The following is an 18,047-nucleotide window of genomic DNA, read 5'->3' as shown; positions in this document are numbered from 1 at the left end:
AGACCCGCCTTCTTATTATTTGCCCGGCTCATTTGGACGACCCGTTTTTTCCATTCTCTGCACCGGCGCCGGTTGGCGAGGTGACGCGAACGCCGCCCTGTCCTGCCAGAACCAGATTGCCGTCGCCCGCCGCAGTGACCGCCGAAACGGAAATGCGATCCGGACGGTTGAACACGCTGAAGGTTTCGCCGTTGTCGTTGCTGCGGATCACCGAGCCACCGTTGCCGACGATCACGATGGAACCGTCGTCGAGCAAGGTCGCACCGGACAGGCCGAACTCCAGCGCGCCACGGGTGGCTTTCAACTCGACCGGCTCCCAGGTGGTGCCGAAATCGGTGGAGCGAAACAGGTTGCCCCGCAGCCCGTAAGCCAGCAGCGTGTTGGCCTCGGCGGTGCCGATCACGCCGAACAACGAGCCTTCATAGGGGCCTTCGAGTTTTTCCCAGGTCTGCCCCCAGTCGGAGGAGCGGAACATGCTGCCCTGCTCGCCGACGATGAACAGCCCGGCATCCTTGATCGCTGCAATGGCGTTGAGGTGGTACTGGTCTTCGTTGTCCAGGCGGTCGCTGGCGTCTTCCCAGGTCTTGCCGCCGTCGGTGGTGGCCACCAGCGCGCCGTAAGCGCCCACGGCGAAGCCGTTGCTGGCGTCCTGGAACCAGACGTCGAGCAGCGGCGATTCGCGTTTCAGGTCTTCATATTGTTTGGTCCAGGTGACGCCACCGTCCTCGCTGGCGAGGATCTGCGCGTCATGCCCGACGGCCCAGCCGTGTTTGTCGTCGACAAAATAGACCGAGGTCAGCAGTGCCCGGGTCGGCACCTTGGCCTGGGTCCAGGTCGCGCCCTGGTCATCGGAATACAGGATGTGCCCGCGATCCCCGACTGCCACCAGGCGCTTGCCGGCGTGCACGACGTCGAGCATCAGGCTTTTGCTGGCTTTGGCGGATTCAACGGAATAGACAGCGTCGGTGGCTGGCGCCGCATTGGCCAGCGCAGGTGCCGATAACACGGCACAGCCCAACAGCGAGAGCGCTGTAGCCAGCAATGCGAATTTGCGCAGTGCCGGCGGGCGGCAGATACCCACACCCATGACAGGCTCACTCATAGACCTTCCCCCATTATTATTGTTAGGTCGTTCAACCTTTCAGGGCGCCGTAAGGGGTGCTCATCGGGATTGGATGGTTAGGAGCATAGTCCTGAAACCCGCAATCCAGAGCCCCTTCGGAAGCTGGCTTATCCTATCGGGGTTTGGAAAGGTCTGACAATCGACGCCACGTTATCTTTTGTTAACCTGGGGGGATGGGGGTTTTTCTGAATGTTGGGGTATCAGGTGGGGTGATTTGGGGTTTGTGGTTGGTGTTTTGTGTACATATCCATTTCTGCGGTAGCGGCTTCTATTGGTTCCGCTCTTACAGCGGGTCACTTGGAGAAGCGCCAAGTAACCAAGCGCTCTTGCCCCTTTCGTTCGGTGCCTCGCTAATGCTCGGCATGCCCTCGCTCCGGTCCTGCTCCGTGGGCCCGCCGCCATCGGCCATCCATGGCCGGGGGCGGCTAACCCGGCATCCATGCCGGGTTGCCCACTGCGCAGAACCTGCGCTCGGCCTCTCGAGGGGGCGCTCAGATCAAAAGCGGAAGGCGAGCTAACGCTCGGCCTGATGAGTGGTGAAAAGCAAAAGCGTATGGGGTTCCCTGTAGGAGCCGGCTTGCTGGCGATGGCGGTGGGTCAGTCGAGAAATAAGTTGGCGGACCCACCGCTATCGCCAGCAAGCCGGCTCCTACAGGGGGATGCGTACGAACAAAGAGACAGGTCGGCTGGCAGGCCGCCTCGCTTTGGCTTTTGCTTGGTTTTTGATTTTGATCTGCCCCGTCGGCAGGCCGAGTGGAGGTTCTGCGCAGTGGGCACCGCGGCAAGGATGCCGCGGTAGCCGCCCCCGGCCATGGATGGCCGATGGCGGCGGGCCCACGGAGCAGGACCGGAGCGAGGGTACCCTGAGCCTAGGCGAAGGGCCGTACGTCAGGGGCAAAGCCTTTTGCTTACTTTTCGCTGGGCCGGCACTCCGGCGTCTGGAAAAGTGAGTCGCTGTAAGAGCGAAACCGCCAGCCGCCGTTACCGCAGCAATGGATATGCACACCATCAAAAAACGCGCCCGACACACAGCCTTCGCGGGCAAGCCTTGCTCCTACAGGTTCCATCGCCAAACTCAGGCCAGGCTTTTGCTGACCACTTCAAACACATCGCTGGACAGTTGACCCGAAGCACGAATCCGCTCCAACTCCCCTTTCATCAACGCCTGACGAGCATCGTCGTATTTGCGCCAGCGCGTCAGCGGCGCCAGTTGGCGAGAGGCAATCTGCGGGTTGAACCCGTTCAGTTCGATGACCAGATCCGCCAGGAAGCGATACCCCGAACCATCCGCCGCATGGAAGTTGATCAGGTTCTGCCCCGCAAACGCACCGATCAACGCCCGCACCTTGTTCGGGTTCTTGATGTTGAACGCCGGATGCTGCATCAACTGACGCACACGTTCCAGCCCACCCGGCAGCGTGCTGCCCGCCTGAACGCTGAACCATTGATCCATGACCAGCGGATTGTCCTTGAAGTGCTCGGCAAAACCGGCCAGCGCCAAGGCTTTTTCTTCTTCGAACGGCGAATTCACCAACACCGCCAATGCCGTCAGGCGCTCGGTCATGTTGTCGCTGGTCTCGAACTGCTCAAGCGTCGCCGCCATTACTTGCGATTGACCACTGAGCATCAGGTACGACAGCGCAATGTTCTGCAAGGCGCGACGGGCAAAGTGCTCGGCTTCGGCAATGTACGGGGTTTGTTTCGACAGAGCGCGGTTGGCCTGGTAACGCGACCACAACGCCTCGAACAAACCGTCTGCCAACGCCTTGCGGGCAAACTCGCGAGCGATGTGGATGGCATCAACATCAGCCACTTCGCTGATCTCGGTCAGATACGCCTCACCCGGCAGCGAGAGCATTTCGGCGACCATTGCCTGATCCAGCGACTCGTCCGACAGCACGGTACGCAAGGCCGAAATCAGGCGCTGATCCAGCACCAGCTTCTCGCCCTTCTGCTGCTGGGCGATCAGCTCTTGCAGCACTTGCACCGACAATTGCTGACCGGCATCCCAGCGGTTGAAACCGTCGCTGTCGTGCTGCATCAGGAACATCAGTTGGTCGCGGTTGTACGGGAAGCTCAGTTTCACCGGAGCCGAGAAGCCACGCAGCAACGAAGGCAGCGGTTGCTCAGCGATATCGACGAAGGTGAAGGTCTGTTCGGCTTCGGTCACCGAAATGACGCGCGAGGTGCCCTGGGCGCTGGCTTCGCCGGACAGGCGCAAGGCAACAGGCGCGCCTTTGGAATCCAGCAGGCCCAATTCAACCGGGATCACGAACGGCAGTTTTTCAACCTTGTCCGGGGTCGCCGGGCAGCTTTGACGGAATGTCAGGCTGTAGGTTTTCGCTGCAGCGTCGTAGGACTCGCTCACCGCCAGGCGTGGCGTGCCAGCCTGGCTGTACCAGCGTTTGAACTGGGTCAGGTCGACACCATTGGCATCTTCCATGGCCTTGATGAAGTCATCGCAGGTCACGGCCTGGCCGTCATGGCGCTCGAAATACAGGTCGCTGCCTTTACGGAAACCGTCGGCACCAAGCAAGGTGTGGATCATGCCGACCACTTCCGAGCCCTTTTCGTACACGGTCAGGGTGTAGAAGTTGGAAATCTCGATGAAGCTGTCCGGGCGCACGGCGTGGGCCATGGGACCTGCGTCTTCGGCGAACTGATGAGTGCGAAGGTAAGCCACGTCCTGGATGCGCTTCACGGTGGCCGAGTTCATGTCGGCGGAGAAACCGGAATCGCGGAACACGGTGAAGCCTTCCTTCAGCGACAACTGGAACCAGTCGCGGCAGGTCACGCGGTTGCCCGACCAGTTGTGGAAGTATTCGTGAGCGACGATCGCTTCCACACGCTGATGCGCGGCGTCGGTCGCGGTTTCGGCGCGAGCCAGCACGGCGCTGGAGTTGAAGATGTTGAGGCCCTTGTTCTCCATGGCGCCCATGTTGAAGTCGTTGACCGCAACGATCATGAAGATGTCCAGGTCGTATTCACGACCGTAGACTTCTTCGTCCCAGCGCATGGATTTCTTCAGGCTGTTCATGGCGTGCTGGCACTTGTCGATGTTTTCGGGCTCGACGTAGATGCGCAGCGCCACGTTGCGCTCGGTCATGGTGGTGAAGGTGTCTTCGACGCACCACAAATCACCGGCCACCAATGCGAACAGGTACGCCGGTTTCTTGAACGGGTCTTCCCAGGTCGCCCAATGACGGCCGTCTTCGCCAGGACCGCTGGCAATCGGGTTGCCGTTGGACAGCAGCACCGGGTAGCTGTGCTGTTCCGCGACGACCGTGGTGGTGAACGTGCTCATCACGTCCGGGCGGTCGAGGTAATAGGTGATCTTGCGGAAGCCTTCGGCCTCGCACTGGGTGCAGAACATCGTGCCGGACTTGTACAGGCCTTCCAGCGCGGTGTTGGTTTCCGGGTGAATGCGGACGCTGGTGTCGACCGTGAAGCTGGTGCTGGTCGGATGCAGCGTCAGATGGTTCTCGGTCAACTGATAGTCGGCAGCCGTCAGTTCGCGGTCGGCCAGGGTCACCGACAGCAGATCGAGTTGCTGACCGTCCAGCACCAGCGGCGGCAGGCCCGGGCCACGCTCAGGGTTGCGGCGCATCACCAGTTGCGCATGGACCAGGCTGTGGTCCTCGAACAACTCGAAGGTCAGGTGCGTCTCGTCGATCAGGTACTCAGGCGCCTGATAGTCTTTCAAATAGATCATCTTCGGTTGTTCGGTGCGCATGCTGGAGTCCTTACTGATGCACGGCGAGCTGATAAGCCGTGTATTTACGAATATTGATCACGCCGGTGTCGAAGATCAGGTACTGGCCCTTGATCCCCAGCAGCGTGCCTTCGGCAATCGGGTTCTTGTCCAGGTTGAAGCTGACGATTTTGGCCGGGTATTGCTCCACCGGATAACGGATTTCCAGCGGCTCGGCATCGCTAATAGTCTGGATCGCCTGCAGACCAAATCGTTCCTGCAAGGTTTGCAGGCCTTCGGCGCAGCTTTCAAACAGCTGATCGCGAACTTCGGCCAAGTCCACCGAAACCGCTTCGCCCTTGAGTAAAGCACGCCAGTTGGTCTTGTCCGTCACCTGACTGCGGAACAGGTCTTCGACGAAGCCTGACTGCTGACGGGTCGCAACACGCATGATCGGCAACGCCTGACGAGCGCCCTGGTCGATCCAGCGCGTCGGTAGTTGGGTCGCACGGGTAATCCCGACTTTGACCCCGGACGAGTTCGACAGGTACACGATGTGATCGGTCATGCAGAACTTCTCGCCCCACTCCGGCTCACGGCAGGTGCCGGCGTCGTAGTGGCAGCGCTCCGGGCTCATGATGCAGATATCGCACTGCGCCAGTTTGGTCATGCACGGGTAGCAGTAACCCTGGCTGAAACTGGTTTTGGTCTTGCGTCCGCAATGGCAGCAGTGGATCGCCCCCAGGTATTCCAGACGTACCGTGGTGCCGATCAACGGGTTGACCGGCACTTCGACATCGTCCAGACGAAACGCGTACTGCACGTCGGACCCGTCCAGGCGAGCCGACATTTTACTGATTGCACCGCGGCCAATCTCGATCAATGGATGGCATCCGACTTGAACAGGATATTCGGCACTTCAATCGACTTCGAGCCACATTCCTGCACGCCCATGTAACCGGTGCGCTGGTCTTCGGGCAGGTTCTGGATTTCCCAGGCGATCATCGCTTGCAGCGACAGTTCGCGTTGCTCGGCGGTGAGTTTGCCACCGTCGGACCATTTGCCGATTTCCACCGCCAGTTTCAGGCTCTGGTAGATATCGGGGGTGATGTTTTTGATCATTTCGTTAAAAGAGGACATCAAGGTCTCCGAACTTACATAACTTTTTTAGGCGGCCAGTTTACGGCGGTTGTACAAACCACCCAACAAACCGGTGAAGCATCCGATGAGTAACCCGCCGACGTGGGCGGCGTTCGCAATTTCACCGAAGCCGATCATCGAGACCAGCCCGGACAGGCACAGCAGCAGCCACACCAGCATCATCACCAGCACCCCGCGAGGCAGGCGATAAGCGCGGTTCGGCGACAGGATCTGAAAGATCCAGCAATGCCCGAGCAGGCCATACAGCACGCCGGACAACCCGCCAAACAAGGTCGGGCCGCTGAAATAAAACTGCGCGTAGTTCGACACCAGGGCGAACAGCAGGGTCAGGCCGATCAGGTTGATGCCGCCTTGACGCGACTCAATGCGTCGCCCCAGTTCCCAATACCACATGCCGTTCATGGCCAAATGGAGGATGCCGAAGTGGATCAGCATCGGCGTCACCAGACGCCACCACTGCCCCGCTGCCAGGCTGTCGGCCAATGGCGTGAAATGGATGTATTCGCCAACCACCCGGAAATCGAGGAAGGTCAACCAGCGCATCGTGTCGAGGTTTTCGCCCAGCAGCGTCACCGCACCGACGATCAGGCTCAGCAGCAGCACCGCTGCCGTCGCTTTGGCGTGGCGCAATTGCTCGACGAAGCCGGGACGCTTCGTGGTCATCGCCACCGGGATGTCCAGTTGCTGATCGGGATCACCCGCCGGAAAACGCTCGTACAACGCACGCACGTCTTCACTGATATTGGCGGGCACCCACAACACCTGCTCGCCCTGCTCTTCGCTGACCCGATGCGGCACCTGCATGCGTTGCAGCAGTTTGACGAACCCGCTCAGATCCACCGCCAGCGGCAGGCGTAAAACGGCCACGGCGCTCATCGCAGTGCCTCCGGCCGTTCGACGTCGACCCAGACGAATTTGTGCGGATCGAGCCGGGTTTCCTGATCCAGTCGATAGGCGACCAGCTTGCCGTAAAGCACCGCGCTGTAATCCAGGCAGGCCAGGTTCGGGCGGATCGGCGCCGGTTTGCCGCTGCGCCAGTAGTGGCCGACGAACAACAAGGGCTCGTCAACGCCATAGCGCAGCAAAGTGTTTTTCTCGGTGGACGATAGCGGCGTCCGGGCCACGGGTTCCGGTAAAGCGTCAGGCTGGAACACGATGTCTCCGTAGGTTTGCGGGTCGTCTTCCCAGAATTTGGTGCGGAAGAACGAGCGCGTCAGGCCATCGCCGCTGGTCATGGTCAACCCGTCAGGCAAGCGCATGTCGGTGCCGCGCAGCAAACGGTCGAACACGGTGCAGGCAAAACTGCCCGGCACGGCCGAGGCCTGGAGGAAATGTTCATCGACGCAGCCATCGGAAAACAGAGCGCGTAGCGGCTCGATCAAGCCCGCATCCCAGCAGGCGTGAACCACACGGAAACGCCCGGCATCCACAAACAGCGGCAGTTCGTAGAACCATTGCTGGAAGTCATGCCAGTCCGCGGGATGGTCTTCAAACTGGGTCAGGGTTTCACCCAGCAAGCGCGCATGACGTGGCGTGTGCTCACGGACGAATTGCTTGCCGCTGCCCGGCGGCGCTGGCGTGCTCCAGCCGAGTGCGTTGAATTCATGGTTGCCCATGATGCACAACGCCTGGCCAGCCTCGACCATGTCGTGGACGATGTGCAGCGCCTCGCGAATCCGCGGGCCGCGGTCGATGATGTCACCGACGAACACCGCCATGCGCGACGGATGCCGCCAGACGCCGCCCTGTTTGTGATAACCGAGCAGGTCGAGCAAGTGCTCAAGGGTCAGGGCGCAACCGTGCACGTCACCGATAAGGTCATAACTTCGCGCGGGATCGAGCATCAGTCGCCTCCACCCCCCAACTTGCTGCCCCAGCCAAGTTTGGTCCGGCAGACTTCGTAGTAGTTGTGGTCGAGCGGATGAATCAGCCGCAGCTTCTGCGCTTTCTTGCTCACGGTGATGGTGTCACCCGGCGCGCAGGTGAAGTGGTTCTGCCCGTCACAGGAGACTTGCGGGTAGATCTGCATATCCTTGGACACGACGATTTTCAGCTCACTGTTGCCATCGACCACAATCGGTCTGCCCGACAAGGTATGGGGGTACATCGGCACAATCACAATAGCGTCAAGCTTGGGGTGCATGATCGGACCGCCCGCCGACAGCGCGTACGCGGTCGAGCCGGTCGGCGTGGCGACGATCAGGCCGTCGGCCTTCTGGCTGCAGACGAACTGGCCGTCGATGTACAGCTCGAACTCGATCATGCGCGTCGATTTGCCGGGGTGCAGCACCACGTCGTTCAGCGCATCGCCCTGGCCAATGGCCTCGGCGTGGCGGCGGACTTCGGCTTGCAGCAGGAAGCGGTTTTCCACCAGATAGTGGCCGTCGAGCACTTCGGCGACTTTGACTTCCAGTTCATCGGGGCGAATATCGGTCAGGAAACCGAGGCTGCCACGGTTGATGCCGAGCACCGGAATATTATGTCGGGCCAGTGCGCGTGCGGCGCCAAGCAGGCTGCCGTCACCGCCGACCACAATCACCATGTCACAGACTTCACCGAGCATCTTGCGCGACGAAGTTTGCAGGCCATGACCCGGCAGGACTTCAGCGATGGTGTCTTCGAGGATCACGTGCAGGTGACGATCGAGCAGAAACCGTTTCAGTCGGCGGACGGTATCCAGCACCTGCGAACTGCCCAGGCGACCGATGATGCCGATATTACGAAATTGCTCCATGGTGCCCCTACGGTTTGCGACGGCGAAAACCACGATTATGGGCGAAAGCGCGGGATAGACAAAATCCTTTCAGCCACAAGGGCGCACTCAGGTTTAGGGCTATGCTCGCAAGATGATCCTATTTCCCGATTTGCTGCAGTTACCCCACCAGTTGCGCCACCCCGAGGTCCGCGACCTGGCCTGGGTCATCCTCGCGCCGCCGATGCTGGAGGTCACGCCATGGCCGCAACGTCATCCACTGGCCGGCAGTGACTGGGTGCAGGCGCCGGAACGGCTGGAGCTCTGGCTACGGCAACTGGATCACGACAGCTACGACCTGCTGCACTGGCTGGCCCAGGCCCGGACCCGACGCCTGGGTCTGTATTACGAACGGCTGTGGCAATACGCGGTGCGCCATGCACCGGGCATCGATCTGATTGCCGCGAACATGCCAATCCGTCGCGAAGGCCACACGCTGGGCGAACTGGACATGCTGCTGCGCGATCGCGACGGCGTGCATCACCTGGAACTGGCGATCAAGCTTTACCTCGGCCCGCAAAATGGCGCGGGGCATAACACCGCGCATTGGCTCGGGCCGGGCTGCCACGATCGGCTGGACCGCAAACTGGCGCACCTGAGCCAGCATCAGCTGCCGATTTCCGCGCGACCGGAGAGCCGCGAGGTCCTGGCGGCGCTGGACATCCAGCAGTTCAGTGCGCATTTGTGGCTGGGCGGCTATCTGCTTTATCCGTGGCCGGGGCAATCCGAAGCCCCAAGCGGTGCGCACCCACAGCATTTACGCGGTAGCTGGCTGCATCAAAAGGACTGGAATGATTTTGTCACGCAGCGCCCGTTCGGTCGCTGGCAACCCCTGCCCCGCCATGCCTGGCTGGCACCGGCGCACTACCCGGCCGAGCAGACCTGGAGCACGCAACAGCTGCAAGCGTGGCTGAGCGATCTGGAACCGCTGGCGCCGGCGCAGTTGCTGGTGCGGTTGATCGAGAATGCGAATGGGGAGTGGGAGGAAGCGGAGCGGTTGTTTCTGGTGGCGGACCTTTGGCCGAATGTGCCGGGTGGGGGTTGAGCGTTGTAGTGACTGGGCTGGCCTCTTCGCGGGCAAGTCGAATCGTCGCACCGCTCGCTCCCACATTGGATTTGCGGCGTTCACAAAATCCCTGTGGGAGCGAGCCTGCTCGCGATGGGGCCGACGCGGTCTAAACGGACAACCGCACAGCCAACGCCGCCAACGTCACCAACAACACCGGCACCGTCAACACAATCCCGACCTTGAAGTAATACCCCCAGCCGATCCGAATGCTCTTGCGCTCCAGCACATGCAGCCACAACAACGTCGCCAGGCTGCCAATCGGCGTAATCTTCGGCCCCAGGTCACTGCCGATCACGTTGGCGTAGATCATCGCCTCCTTCACCACTCCGCTCGCCTGACTCGCGTCAATCGACAACAGACCAATCAGCACCGTCGGCAGGTTATTCATGATCGACGACAACAGCGCCGTCAAAAGCCCCGTGCCCATGGCCGCGCCCCAGACGCCGTAACCGGCAAAACCGTCCAGCCAACCCGCCAGATACCCGGTGAGCCCGGCGTTACGCAGACCGTAGACCACCAGGTACATGCCCAGCGAGAAAATCACGATCTGCCACGGCGCTTCTTTCAGCACCTTGCGCGTGGAAATCTTGTGGCCTCGGGCAGCAATGGCCAGCAGCAATGCCGCGCACACCGCCGAAATGGCACTGATGGGAATACCCAGCGGTTCCAGCGCAAAACACCCGATCAACAGGATCAGCAACACCGCCCAACCGGCATAAAACGTCGCCTTGTCGTGGATCGCACTGGACGGATGTTCCAGTTGCTCAGGGTCGTAATCCTTGGGAATGTCGCGCCGGAAAAACCACATCAACACCGCCAGTGTCGCCGCAACGCTCACCAGGTTGACCGGAACCATCACCGCCGCATAGCGATTGAAGCCGATGTGGAAGAAGTCGGCGGAAACGATGTTCACCAGGTTCGACACCACCAGCGGCAGGCTGGCAGTGTCGGCAATAAACCCGGCGCCCATCACGAACGCCAGGGTCGCCGCCGGGGAAAAGCGCAACGCCAGCAGCATGGAAATCACGATGGGCGTGAGGATCAGCGCCGCCCCGTCGTTGGCAAACAAGGCCGACACCAGCGCGCCGAGCAGCACCATATAGGCAAACAACTTGCGCCCACTGCCCCGCCCCCACCTTGCGACATGCAGTGCCGCCCAGGCAAAGAACCCCGCCTCATCCAGCAACAGGCTGATGATGATCAGCGCTACAAAAGTGCCGGTGGCGTTCCAGATGATCTGCCACACCAGCGGAATATCACTGAGGTGCACCACACCGAAAATCAGCGCCAGCACGGCGCCGAACACCGCACTCCAACCGACACCGAGGCCTTTGGGTTGCCAGATCACCAGGGTGATGGTCAGCAGGAAAATCAACGACGCAATGAGCATGCAAAGCAGCCTTCAACAGAAATCAGGGATTAACAGCAACGTACAGGTCGATCGGTCATGGCTTGAAGGCGTGCGACATCGGCAGCCAGCCAGCCTTGATGTTCAGCCAGCGCGCCGTGCAGCAGAGTGACGACCCAAGGCGCCAGGTCCGGGTGCAGGCGATAGAACACCCATTGCCCCTGACGGCGGTCCGCCAACAGGCCATTGCTGCGCAAGAGCGCCAGGTGACGGGAAATTTTCGGCTGACTCAAGTCCAGCCCGGCGGTCAACTCGCACACGCACAACTCGCCTTCGCGGGCGATCAACAGCGCGATACGGCTGCGCGTGTCATCGGCCAGGGCCTTGAAAACATCGACGGGACTGTAAGAGTCGGACATACAGGGAAACGCCTCCGGACAAACGAGGCGTGAATATATGGAATTTCGAATATCCAGTAAAGCAAAGTCTGGAAACGATTGTTTGATGCCGCCGCTGCCGAGCCTGCATTCGGCAGCGGCTATCAAAGTGATATTCAGACTTTCTTATGCTGCTCGACCCACTGCCCGTAAGCATTGATGAAACTCTGCAAAAACGGCTTCACCGTCTCGGACAATCTGCCCGCTTCATCGAAGGCCGAACCGGCACCGCTCAAGTAGGCTTCCGGTTGTTGCATGCAAGGCACATTGAGAAACACCATGGACTGGCGCAAATGATGGTTGGCGCCAAACCCGCCGATAGCCCCCGGTGAACAGCTGATCACCGCACCCGGCTTGCCACCCCAGGCGCTCTTGCCATACGGACGCGAACCGACGTCGATTGCGTTCTTCAACGGTGCAGGAACCGAACGGTTGTATTCCGGGGTGACGAACAGCAACGCGTCGGATGAACTCACTTGTTGCCGGAAAGTGCTGTAGGCTGCCGGCGGTGATTCGCCATCGATGTCTTCGTTGTAGAGCGGCAAGTCGCCAATTTCGACGATGTTGAGCTTGAGATTTGCAGGTGCCAGATCGGCCAGGGCCAACGCCACCTTGCGGTTGATCGATTCCTTTCTCAAGCTGCCGACCAGAACGGCGATCGTGTAGACATTGCTCATGGAAGATTCTCGACTGTCCGAAGGAAAGAGCTTGTAGTTATAGATGACGATTCAAGCAGTGGGCGACTGAAAAACGCCGCCCCTGACTATTTTTTTCCTGTAGGAAAACTTACCTCGCCCAACCACGGTCTACAGAACCGCAAATTGAGTGATTTATCTCCAGAGGTTCTAAGCAGATGGCAGCAGTACTCGTCAGTCAGTTCCATGCAAGAGACGCGGAAGGCCGTGTCTATTCCGTGCATGAGTTCCAGGAATCCACCCCTTCGGCAGATGGCCTCACCGCTGTCACCACTTACAAGCTGGCCATTGGCGATCGCGTCAACAAGCTTGATGAGAACGAGTTTCTGCTGGTGCAATCGGGCGTCACCCTCATTCGTGAACCCGAAGCCAGCGTCGCCTCATAACCTCGCGTTATGAGCAGAAGTCTTATGCGCGGACTTGGGTTAGGATTCAGCCACTGACTCCCTCACCTGCTGAACATGGACTTCACGCATGCGTTTACGTCATATCGAAGTGATCCAGGCGCTCCTGCAGACCGGTCACCTTGGCACCGCCGCCGAATGGCTGCAGCTGCCAGTGGCCGAGGTCGAAGGCATTCTGCGTGACGCCGAGAGTCAGTTGGGTTTCATGCTGTTTTCCAGCGTGCGTGGACGCTTGCAAGCCACGCGCGAGGCGCGGGAGCTCCAGGTCGAAATCGCCCACGTCTACGATGCGCTCGAGCCGGTCCTGCGACTGGCCAGCAGTCTCAAGCAATATCAGGCCCCACCCCTTCGCATTATTTGCACGCCGCCCCTGGCACAACAGTTGTTGCCACAGAGCATCGCGGCGTTGCGCCGGCGTCTCCCCGACGTGCCTTGCAGCCTCCTGAGCCAACCCACCCGCGACATCGTCAGAAGCCTGCTGCTGCGCGAAAGCGATCTGGGCCTGAGCCTGCACGACCCCGACCATGCCGACATTCATTGCCAGGTGATTGCCCAGGGCAAACTCCAGCTACTGGCCCCCCATGGCTGGCTGCAACCGAAGCAGAAGTACATTTCGCTGCAAGACCTGGCGGGGCAGTCGATGGTTGGCCTGGAAGGTCATGACCCGCTGAGCCCGGCGCTCGACAACAAACTGCACGCCCTGCGCCCTGCCCCGGTGATTCACACCCGGGTTCAGACTCACCAGATGATGCGCAGCATGGTCGAAGCCGGTGAAGGCCTGGCGATTGTCGACCCGTTCACCGCGCTCGGGGCCAAATCCGCCGGCCTGGATGCCTGCCCGCTGGCGCCCGCCGTGCCGATCAGCGTCTACGCCCTGACCCTGAAGAACGGCGAGCCATCCCCCGCTCTTCAGGCACTGCTGGACATCGTCACGGAACAAGCCGTGGCGATGTTGGCGAGCTGATCGGGCTTTCCAGCGGATTGTCGAATAATCGATACCAGAACAATGCGATTTCGGCGGTGTTCGGGTCGATGCCGCGATAGCGCAGATGATCGACACCCCCCATCACATAACCGCAGCGCTCATACAGCCGACACGCGCCCAGATTGTTGTTCTGGGTTTCTAGCATGATGCCCGGCAGTTTTTTCTTGCGGCTCCAGAACTGCGCCACATCCAGCAGCGCCTTGGCCACGCCATGCCGGCGGGCCGGCGCGTGGACCGCCAACTCGTCAATATGGGCAAAGCCGTTCCAGTTGGTGCTGACCACCAGGTGGCCCACTGGCTCATCATCGAGATAAGCCATGAAAATCGCGCTGTCGGCGGCGTCGCGGAAACTGCTGAATTCCTCGGGATCGATGCCATAGCACTTGCGGTAAGGGGTGATTGGCGTGACCGGCCATTGCTCCATCGGTTTGCCGATTTCGGCTGCGACATAGGCCGTGACTTCAAAACTGAAATCACTGCCCCAGATGTAAGCCGCAAAGCCGTCGTCGGCAACGCGAACCGACAGCCCTGGGTATTTCGGATTCATGACCGGTTGCATACTGGGAAAGGTCCTCACTCCTTGATGCAATCGACGGTGTAATGCCGTCCATTGCCCTCGTCTTCGTGTTGCAAGCCGTGCACATCGACGACAAACCCCGGGAAACTGCTATCGAACGTGCGGGCAAACGCCAGGTAATCGATGATCGAGCGGGTCGACTCGGTGAAACGTTCGCCGGGCATGATCAACGGAATCCCCGGCGGATACGGCACCAGCATCACCGCGGCGATGCGGCCGTCCAGTGCATCGATGGACACCGCTTCCACCTCGCCACGCACCAGATGATCATAAGCGTCAGCCGGCTTCATGGCGATTTCCGGCAACACGGTGTACATGCGCTTGAGATGTTTGGCCGTGGCATTGCTGCGGTAACAGGCGTGCAGTTGATCGCACAAATCGCGCAGCCCCATGCCCTTGTAACGCGCGCCTTCCTGCTGAGCCACGCAGGGCAGGCAGGTCACGAGGCTGACGTTGGCGTCATAACTGCGCTTGAACTCCAGCAACTCGGTCAGCAGCGTGCTCCATTTACCCTTGGTGATGCCCATGGAGAACAGCACCAGAAACGAATAGAGCCCGGTCTTCTCGACCACCAGCCCGCGCTCCCAGAGGAATTTGCTGACCACCGCCGCCGGAATCCCGCGTTCGCTCAACGCACCGCCGGCGGTAAGGCCCGGCATCACCAGCGTGACCTTGACCGGATCGAGCAGCACGTAGTCATCGGTCACGCCGCCAAAACCGTGCCAGTCGGCATCGGGTTGCAGCAGCCAGTCTTGCGTCACCACGCGCTCGATGCCTTCCACCGACGGCGGCTGCCAGATGGAGAACCACCAGTCATCAGCGGCAATGTGCTGACGCAAATTCGCCAGTGCCCGACGGAAACTCAGGGCTTCGTCGAACATTTCCTGCAACAGCGAGCGACCCGCCGGACCTTCCATCATCGCCGACGCCACATCCAGAGAGGCGATGATGCTGTACTGCGGCGACGTGGAGATGTGCATCATGAACGCTTCGTTGAAGCGGTCGCGATCCAGTTGCCGCGCACCGCCGTCCTGGACGTGAATCATCGAGGCCTGACTGAACGCCGCCAACAGTTTGTGGGTGGAATGGGTGGTGAACACCAGCGGGCTGTCCGCGCTGCGCGAAGTGCCCATGCCGTAACGTCCGGCAAAAAACTCGTGAAACGCCGCATAGGCATACCAGGCCTCATCGAAATGCAGCACCTCGACGCTGTTGCCCAGGCTTTGCTTGATCAGTTCGGCGTTGTAACAGAGCCCGTCGTAGGTCGAATTGGTCACCACCGCCAGTTTGACCTTGGGCGCACGGCCCTTGGTCAACGGGCTGGCGTCGATCTTGGCCTGAATCGATTCGCGGCTGAATTCACTCAGCGGAATCGGGCCGATGATCCCCAGTTCGTTGCGTTCCGGGCACAGGTACAACGGAATCGCGCCGGTCATGATGATCGAGTGCAATACCGACTTGTGGCAGTTGCGGTCTACCAGCACTAGGTCATCGCGGGCGACCATCGAATGCCAGACGATCTTGTTGGCCGTCGAGGTGCCATTGATCACAAAAAAGGTGTGATCGGCGCCAAAGTTGCGCGCCGCTCGCGCTTCCGCCTCGGCCAGAGGGCCGGTGTGGTCGAGCAGCGAACCGAGTTCCGGCACCGACACCGACAGGTCTGAACGCAGGGTGTTTTCCCCGAAAAACTGGTGAAACGCCTGCCCCACCGGGCTCTTGTGATAGGCCACGCCGCCACCATGGCCCGGCGTGTGCCAGGAATAGTTGGAGTCGGCGGTGTGTTGCACCAACGCCTTGAAGAACGGTGGCAGCAGGCCATCCAGGTATTTGCGTGCGGCTCGTGCGACCTGCCGTGCCAGAAACGGCACGGTGTCTTCGAACAAATAGAGAATGCCGCGCAGCTGATTGAGCTCGTCCATCGCATCGGCGGGGGCGTTTTCCAGCGTCACCTGCTCGCCCAGCGCGAAAATCGGCAAATCCGGCGCACGCACCCGCGCCAAGCCGATCAGTTCGGCCATGTTCTGCAACAGATGGGAATTGGCGCTCGGGTCTTCGGCGGCGATCAACATGCACGAGAGGCCATGATGGGTCGACGCGACCAACCGCCCTTCGGTGTAATCCACTGCCGAGACAATGCTGAAACCTTCCTGCTCCAGCTCCCGGGCGATGCCACGCACCCGATCACCGGCAACCGTGTCGGCCTTGATGTCGCGATGGACGATCAAGACCGGGAATCTCAAATCTTTATACATGGGGCTCAGTGTCCTGAGGCGGCAGTCCGTAGCCTGCCAATAACCTCAGGGTAGAGGGTTGAGGCGCTTGTGGCGAGTGCAATGCCCCGAAATGGGTCACGAGTGGATCGCATAACCCTGTAGGAGCCGGCTTGCTGCGGGCGGCGTTCCGACGATGGCGTCCGTTCAGGCGATGAACGTATCGACTGCCCCACCGCAATCGCCAGCAAGCCGGCTCCTACAGGTTAGTGTCTATCTCGAGATTTACGCCTGAGCTTCAGCCTCAAGCAGTTGCTGCCACAGCGATGGCGCACCAGCGGATTTTGCGATGACTTCCAGACGAGCCATGTGTTGCGCCAAATCATCTTCACTGGCGCGGATGATACGGGTTGGCTGGCGATCGGCCGGCAAACGGCGGATCTCCGTGGCTGAGTTGTCCGCCCCCTCACCAGACCCGTTGCCGTCGGACGCATTGCCGGCCAGCGACAGGCTGGTCTGGCCGCCGGTCATGGTCAGGTAAACGTCGGCGAGAATCTCGGAGTCGAGCAAGGCGCCGTGGAGTTCACGACCGGAGTTGTCGACGCCATAACGTTTGCACAAGGCGTCGAGGCTGTTGCGCTGCCCCGGGTGACGTTCCCGGGCCATCATCAGGGTGTCGAGGATCGAGCAGTGTTGCGTGATGTCCGCACGATCGTGCTGGCCCATCAGGGCGAATTCGTTGTTGATGAAGCCAACGTCGAACGCCGCGTTATGGATGATCAGCTGCGCGCCCTTGATGAATTCGAAAAACTCATCAGCCACTTCAGTGAAACGCGGCTTGCCCACCAGGAATTCGTTGGTGATGCCGTGAACGCCGATGGCGCCTTCGTCACTTTCGCGGTCTGGTTGCAGGTAAACGTGAAAATGCCGGCCGGTCAGGCGCCGACCGATCAACTCGACACAACCGATTTCGATAATCCGGTGGCCGTCGGTCACCGGCATGCCGGTGGTTTCGGTATCGAGTACAACGGATCTGGTGGCCATCAGTGCTCAGCTCTCAACGGGTCAATCGTGCAAAAGCGGCGATGTTAACACGCCCACGGGATCAGGCGTGCGCACAGGCAAATGACTGAAGCTCATGCAGTTTTTAACAATCATTAGCAATGTTCATAAAGTCTGGCAAAGAACGGCTTGATAGCGTGCGCGGCTTGTTTCCGATGGATTTGAGTTCGTCATGACCACCACACAATCGCTACGCCTGCTGGTCCTGGGCGGTTGCCTGATCGCAACCACCGCCCAGGCCACCAGTTTTGTAATCAGCACCGATATCACGTTGAGCCTGACCTTGAGTTCGTCCAAGGGCACGAGCGGATCATTCAAGGACGACAAGATTGTGCTGGCGGCCAAGGATGATGCGGCAGCGTTTGTGGCCAGTGACGGGGAGATTCGCGGGGCGCGGATTGAAGCGGCATTCGAGAGGATTCGTGGCGGGCTGAGCGATCAGTATTCAGACCAACAACTGGCCAACGCCATTTTGATGCTGTGAACACCGATCTTGTAGGAGCCGGCTTGCCGGCGATAGGTCCTGAGCCTTG

Annotated in this window: 17 protein-coding genes; 4 read left to right on the top strand and 13 right to left on the bottom strand. The window is 60.3% G+C overall.

Going from position 1 to position 18,047, the window contains the following annotated elements; all coding sequences use genetic code 11:
• Positions 1-28: 28 nt before the first annotated feature.
• The 7 genes from K5R88_RS04575 to K5R88_RS04545 form a co-directional block, all read right to left on the bottom strand.
• Positions 29-1,102 carry a WD40/YVTN/BNR-like repeat-containing protein gene (locus K5R88_RS04575; protein WP_226299293.1) on the bottom strand — a complete coding sequence of 358 codons (1,074 nt, stop codon included), beginning with the start codon at positions 1,100-1,102 and terminating at the stop codon, positions 29-31.
• Positions 1,103-2,198: 1,096 nt separating this feature from the next.
• Positions 2,199-4,856 (bottom strand): aminopeptidase N, encoded by a 2,658-nt coding sequence (gene pepN / locus K5R88_RS04570; protein WP_226299292.1) that lies wholly within the window; start codon positions 4,854-4,856, stop codon positions 2,199-2,201.
• Between the two features lie 10 nt (positions 4,857-4,866).
• Positions 4,867-5,697 (bottom strand): DUF2797 domain-containing protein, encoded by an 831-nt coding sequence (locus tag K5R88_RS04565; protein ID WP_226299291.1) that lies wholly within the window; start codon positions 5,695-5,697, stop codon positions 4,867-4,869.
• Positions 5,694-5,954 (bottom strand): YeaC family protein, encoded by a 261-nt coding sequence (locus K5R88_RS04560; protein ID WP_008028592.1) that lies wholly within the window; start codon positions 5,952-5,954, stop codon positions 5,694-5,696. The genes K5R88_RS04565 and K5R88_RS04560 overlap by 4 nt, the downstream gene beginning before the upstream one ends.
• Before the next feature lie 27 nt (positions 5,955-5,981).
• The gene (locus K5R88_RS04555) at positions 5,982-6,851 is read right to left on the bottom strand and encodes a rhomboid family intramembrane serine protease (RefSeq protein WP_226299290.1); all 870 of its coding nucleotides are present in this window, start codon (positions 6,849-6,851) and stop codon (positions 5,982-5,984) included.
• Positions 6,848-7,822 (bottom strand): metallophosphoesterase, encoded by a 975-nt coding sequence (locus K5R88_RS04550; protein WP_223450454.1) that lies wholly within the window; start codon positions 7,820-7,822, stop codon positions 6,848-6,850. Before K5R88_RS04550 ends, K5R88_RS04555 begins: the two co-directional genes overlap by 4 nt.
• A complete protein-coding gene (locus K5R88_RS04545) occupies positions 7,819-8,709 on the bottom strand; it encodes an NAD(+) kinase (protein ID WP_007988608.1) in 891 nt (296 codons plus the stop codon). Before K5R88_RS04545 ends, K5R88_RS04550 begins: the two co-directional genes overlap by 4 nt.
• A 112-nt stretch (positions 8,710-8,821) precedes the next feature.
• Between K5R88_RS04545 and K5R88_RS04540 the strand changes: the two genes are divergently transcribed.
• Positions 8,822-9,772: a DUF1853 family protein gene (locus tag K5R88_RS04540; protein WP_226299289.1), complete on the top strand. Its 951-nt coding sequence runs from the start codon at positions 8,822-8,824 to the stop codon at positions 9,770-9,772.
• Between the two features lie 130 nt (positions 9,773-9,902).
• Here K5R88_RS04540 and K5R88_RS04535 read toward each other — a convergent pair whose 3' ends face one another.
• The 3 genes from K5R88_RS04535 to K5R88_RS04525 all read right to left on the bottom strand — a co-directional run bounded on the left by K5R88_RS04535 (position 9,903) and on the right by K5R88_RS04525 (position 12,258).
• On the bottom strand, positions 9,903-11,186 hold the full coding sequence (locus tag K5R88_RS04535) for an arsenic transporter (protein WP_226299288.1): 1,284 nt from the start codon (positions 11,184-11,186) through the stop codon (positions 9,903-9,905).
• Between the two features lie 29 nt (positions 11,187-11,215).
• Positions 11,216-11,563 carry a metalloregulator ArsR/SmtB family transcription factor gene (locus tag K5R88_RS04530; protein ID WP_008028603.1) on the bottom strand — a complete coding sequence of 116 codons (348 nt, stop codon included), beginning with the start codon at positions 11,561-11,563 and terminating at the stop codon, positions 11,216-11,218.
• A gap of 134 nt (positions 11,564-11,697) precedes the next feature.
• A complete protein-coding gene (locus K5R88_RS04525; RefSeq protein WP_008028605.1) occupies positions 11,698-12,258 on the bottom strand; it encodes an NADPH-dependent FMN reductase in 561 nt (186 codons plus the stop codon).
• A gap of 176 nt (positions 12,259-12,434) precedes the next feature.
• On the opposite strand from K5R88_RS04525, the gene K5R88_RS04520 reads away from it, so the two are divergent.
• On the top strand, positions 12,435-12,662 hold the full coding sequence (locus K5R88_RS04520; protein ID WP_008028606.1) for a hypothetical protein: 228 nt from the start codon (positions 12,435-12,437) through the stop codon (positions 12,660-12,662).
• Positions 12,663-12,750: 88 nt separating this feature from the next.
• Positions 12,751-13,644, top strand: a complete 894-nt coding sequence (locus tag K5R88_RS04515) for a LysR family transcriptional regulator (RefSeq protein WP_008038270.1) — start codon at positions 12,751-12,753, stop codon at positions 13,642-13,644.
• Here K5R88_RS04515 and K5R88_RS04510 read toward each other — a convergent pair.
• The 3 genes from K5R88_RS04510 to dnaQ form a co-directional block, all read right to left on the bottom strand.
• Positions 13,610-14,224: a GNAT family N-acetyltransferase gene (locus K5R88_RS04510; protein WP_223450423.1), complete on the bottom strand. Its 615-nt coding sequence runs from the start codon at positions 14,222-14,224 to the stop codon at positions 13,610-13,612. The genes K5R88_RS04515 and K5R88_RS04510 overlap by 35 nt on opposite strands.
• A 14-nt stretch (positions 14,225-14,238) precedes the next feature.
• Positions 14,239-16,494: an Orn/Lys/Arg decarboxylase N-terminal domain-containing protein gene (locus K5R88_RS04505; protein WP_226299287.1), complete on the bottom strand. Its 2,256-nt coding sequence runs from the start codon at positions 16,492-16,494 to the stop codon at positions 14,239-14,241.
• Between the two features lie 243 nt (positions 16,495-16,737).
• The gene (gene dnaQ / locus K5R88_RS04500; protein WP_008038265.1) at positions 16,738-17,496 is read right to left on the bottom strand and encodes a DNA polymerase III subunit epsilon; all 759 of its coding nucleotides are present in this window, start codon (positions 17,494-17,496) and stop codon (positions 16,738-16,740) included.
• Positions 17,497-17,686: 190 nt separating this feature from the next.
• Here dnaQ and K5R88_RS04495 point away from each other — a divergent pair, with 190 nt between their 5' ends.
• Positions 17,687-17,998: a DUF2388 domain-containing protein gene (locus tag K5R88_RS04495; RefSeq protein WP_008038263.1), complete on the top strand. Its 312-nt coding sequence runs from the start codon at positions 17,687-17,689 to the stop codon at positions 17,996-17,998.
• Positions 17,999-18,047: the final 49 nt, after the last annotated feature.

Origin of the sequence: Pseudomonas sp. MM213 (genome assembly GCF_020423045.1) — a bacterium.
Classification (GTDB): Bacteria; Pseudomonadota; Gammaproteobacteria; order Pseudomonadales; family Pseudomonadaceae; genus Aquipseudomonas; species Aquipseudomonas migulae.
Note: the sequence above shows the minus strand (reverse complement) of the source record. Positions and strands in the feature narration are given on the sequence as shown.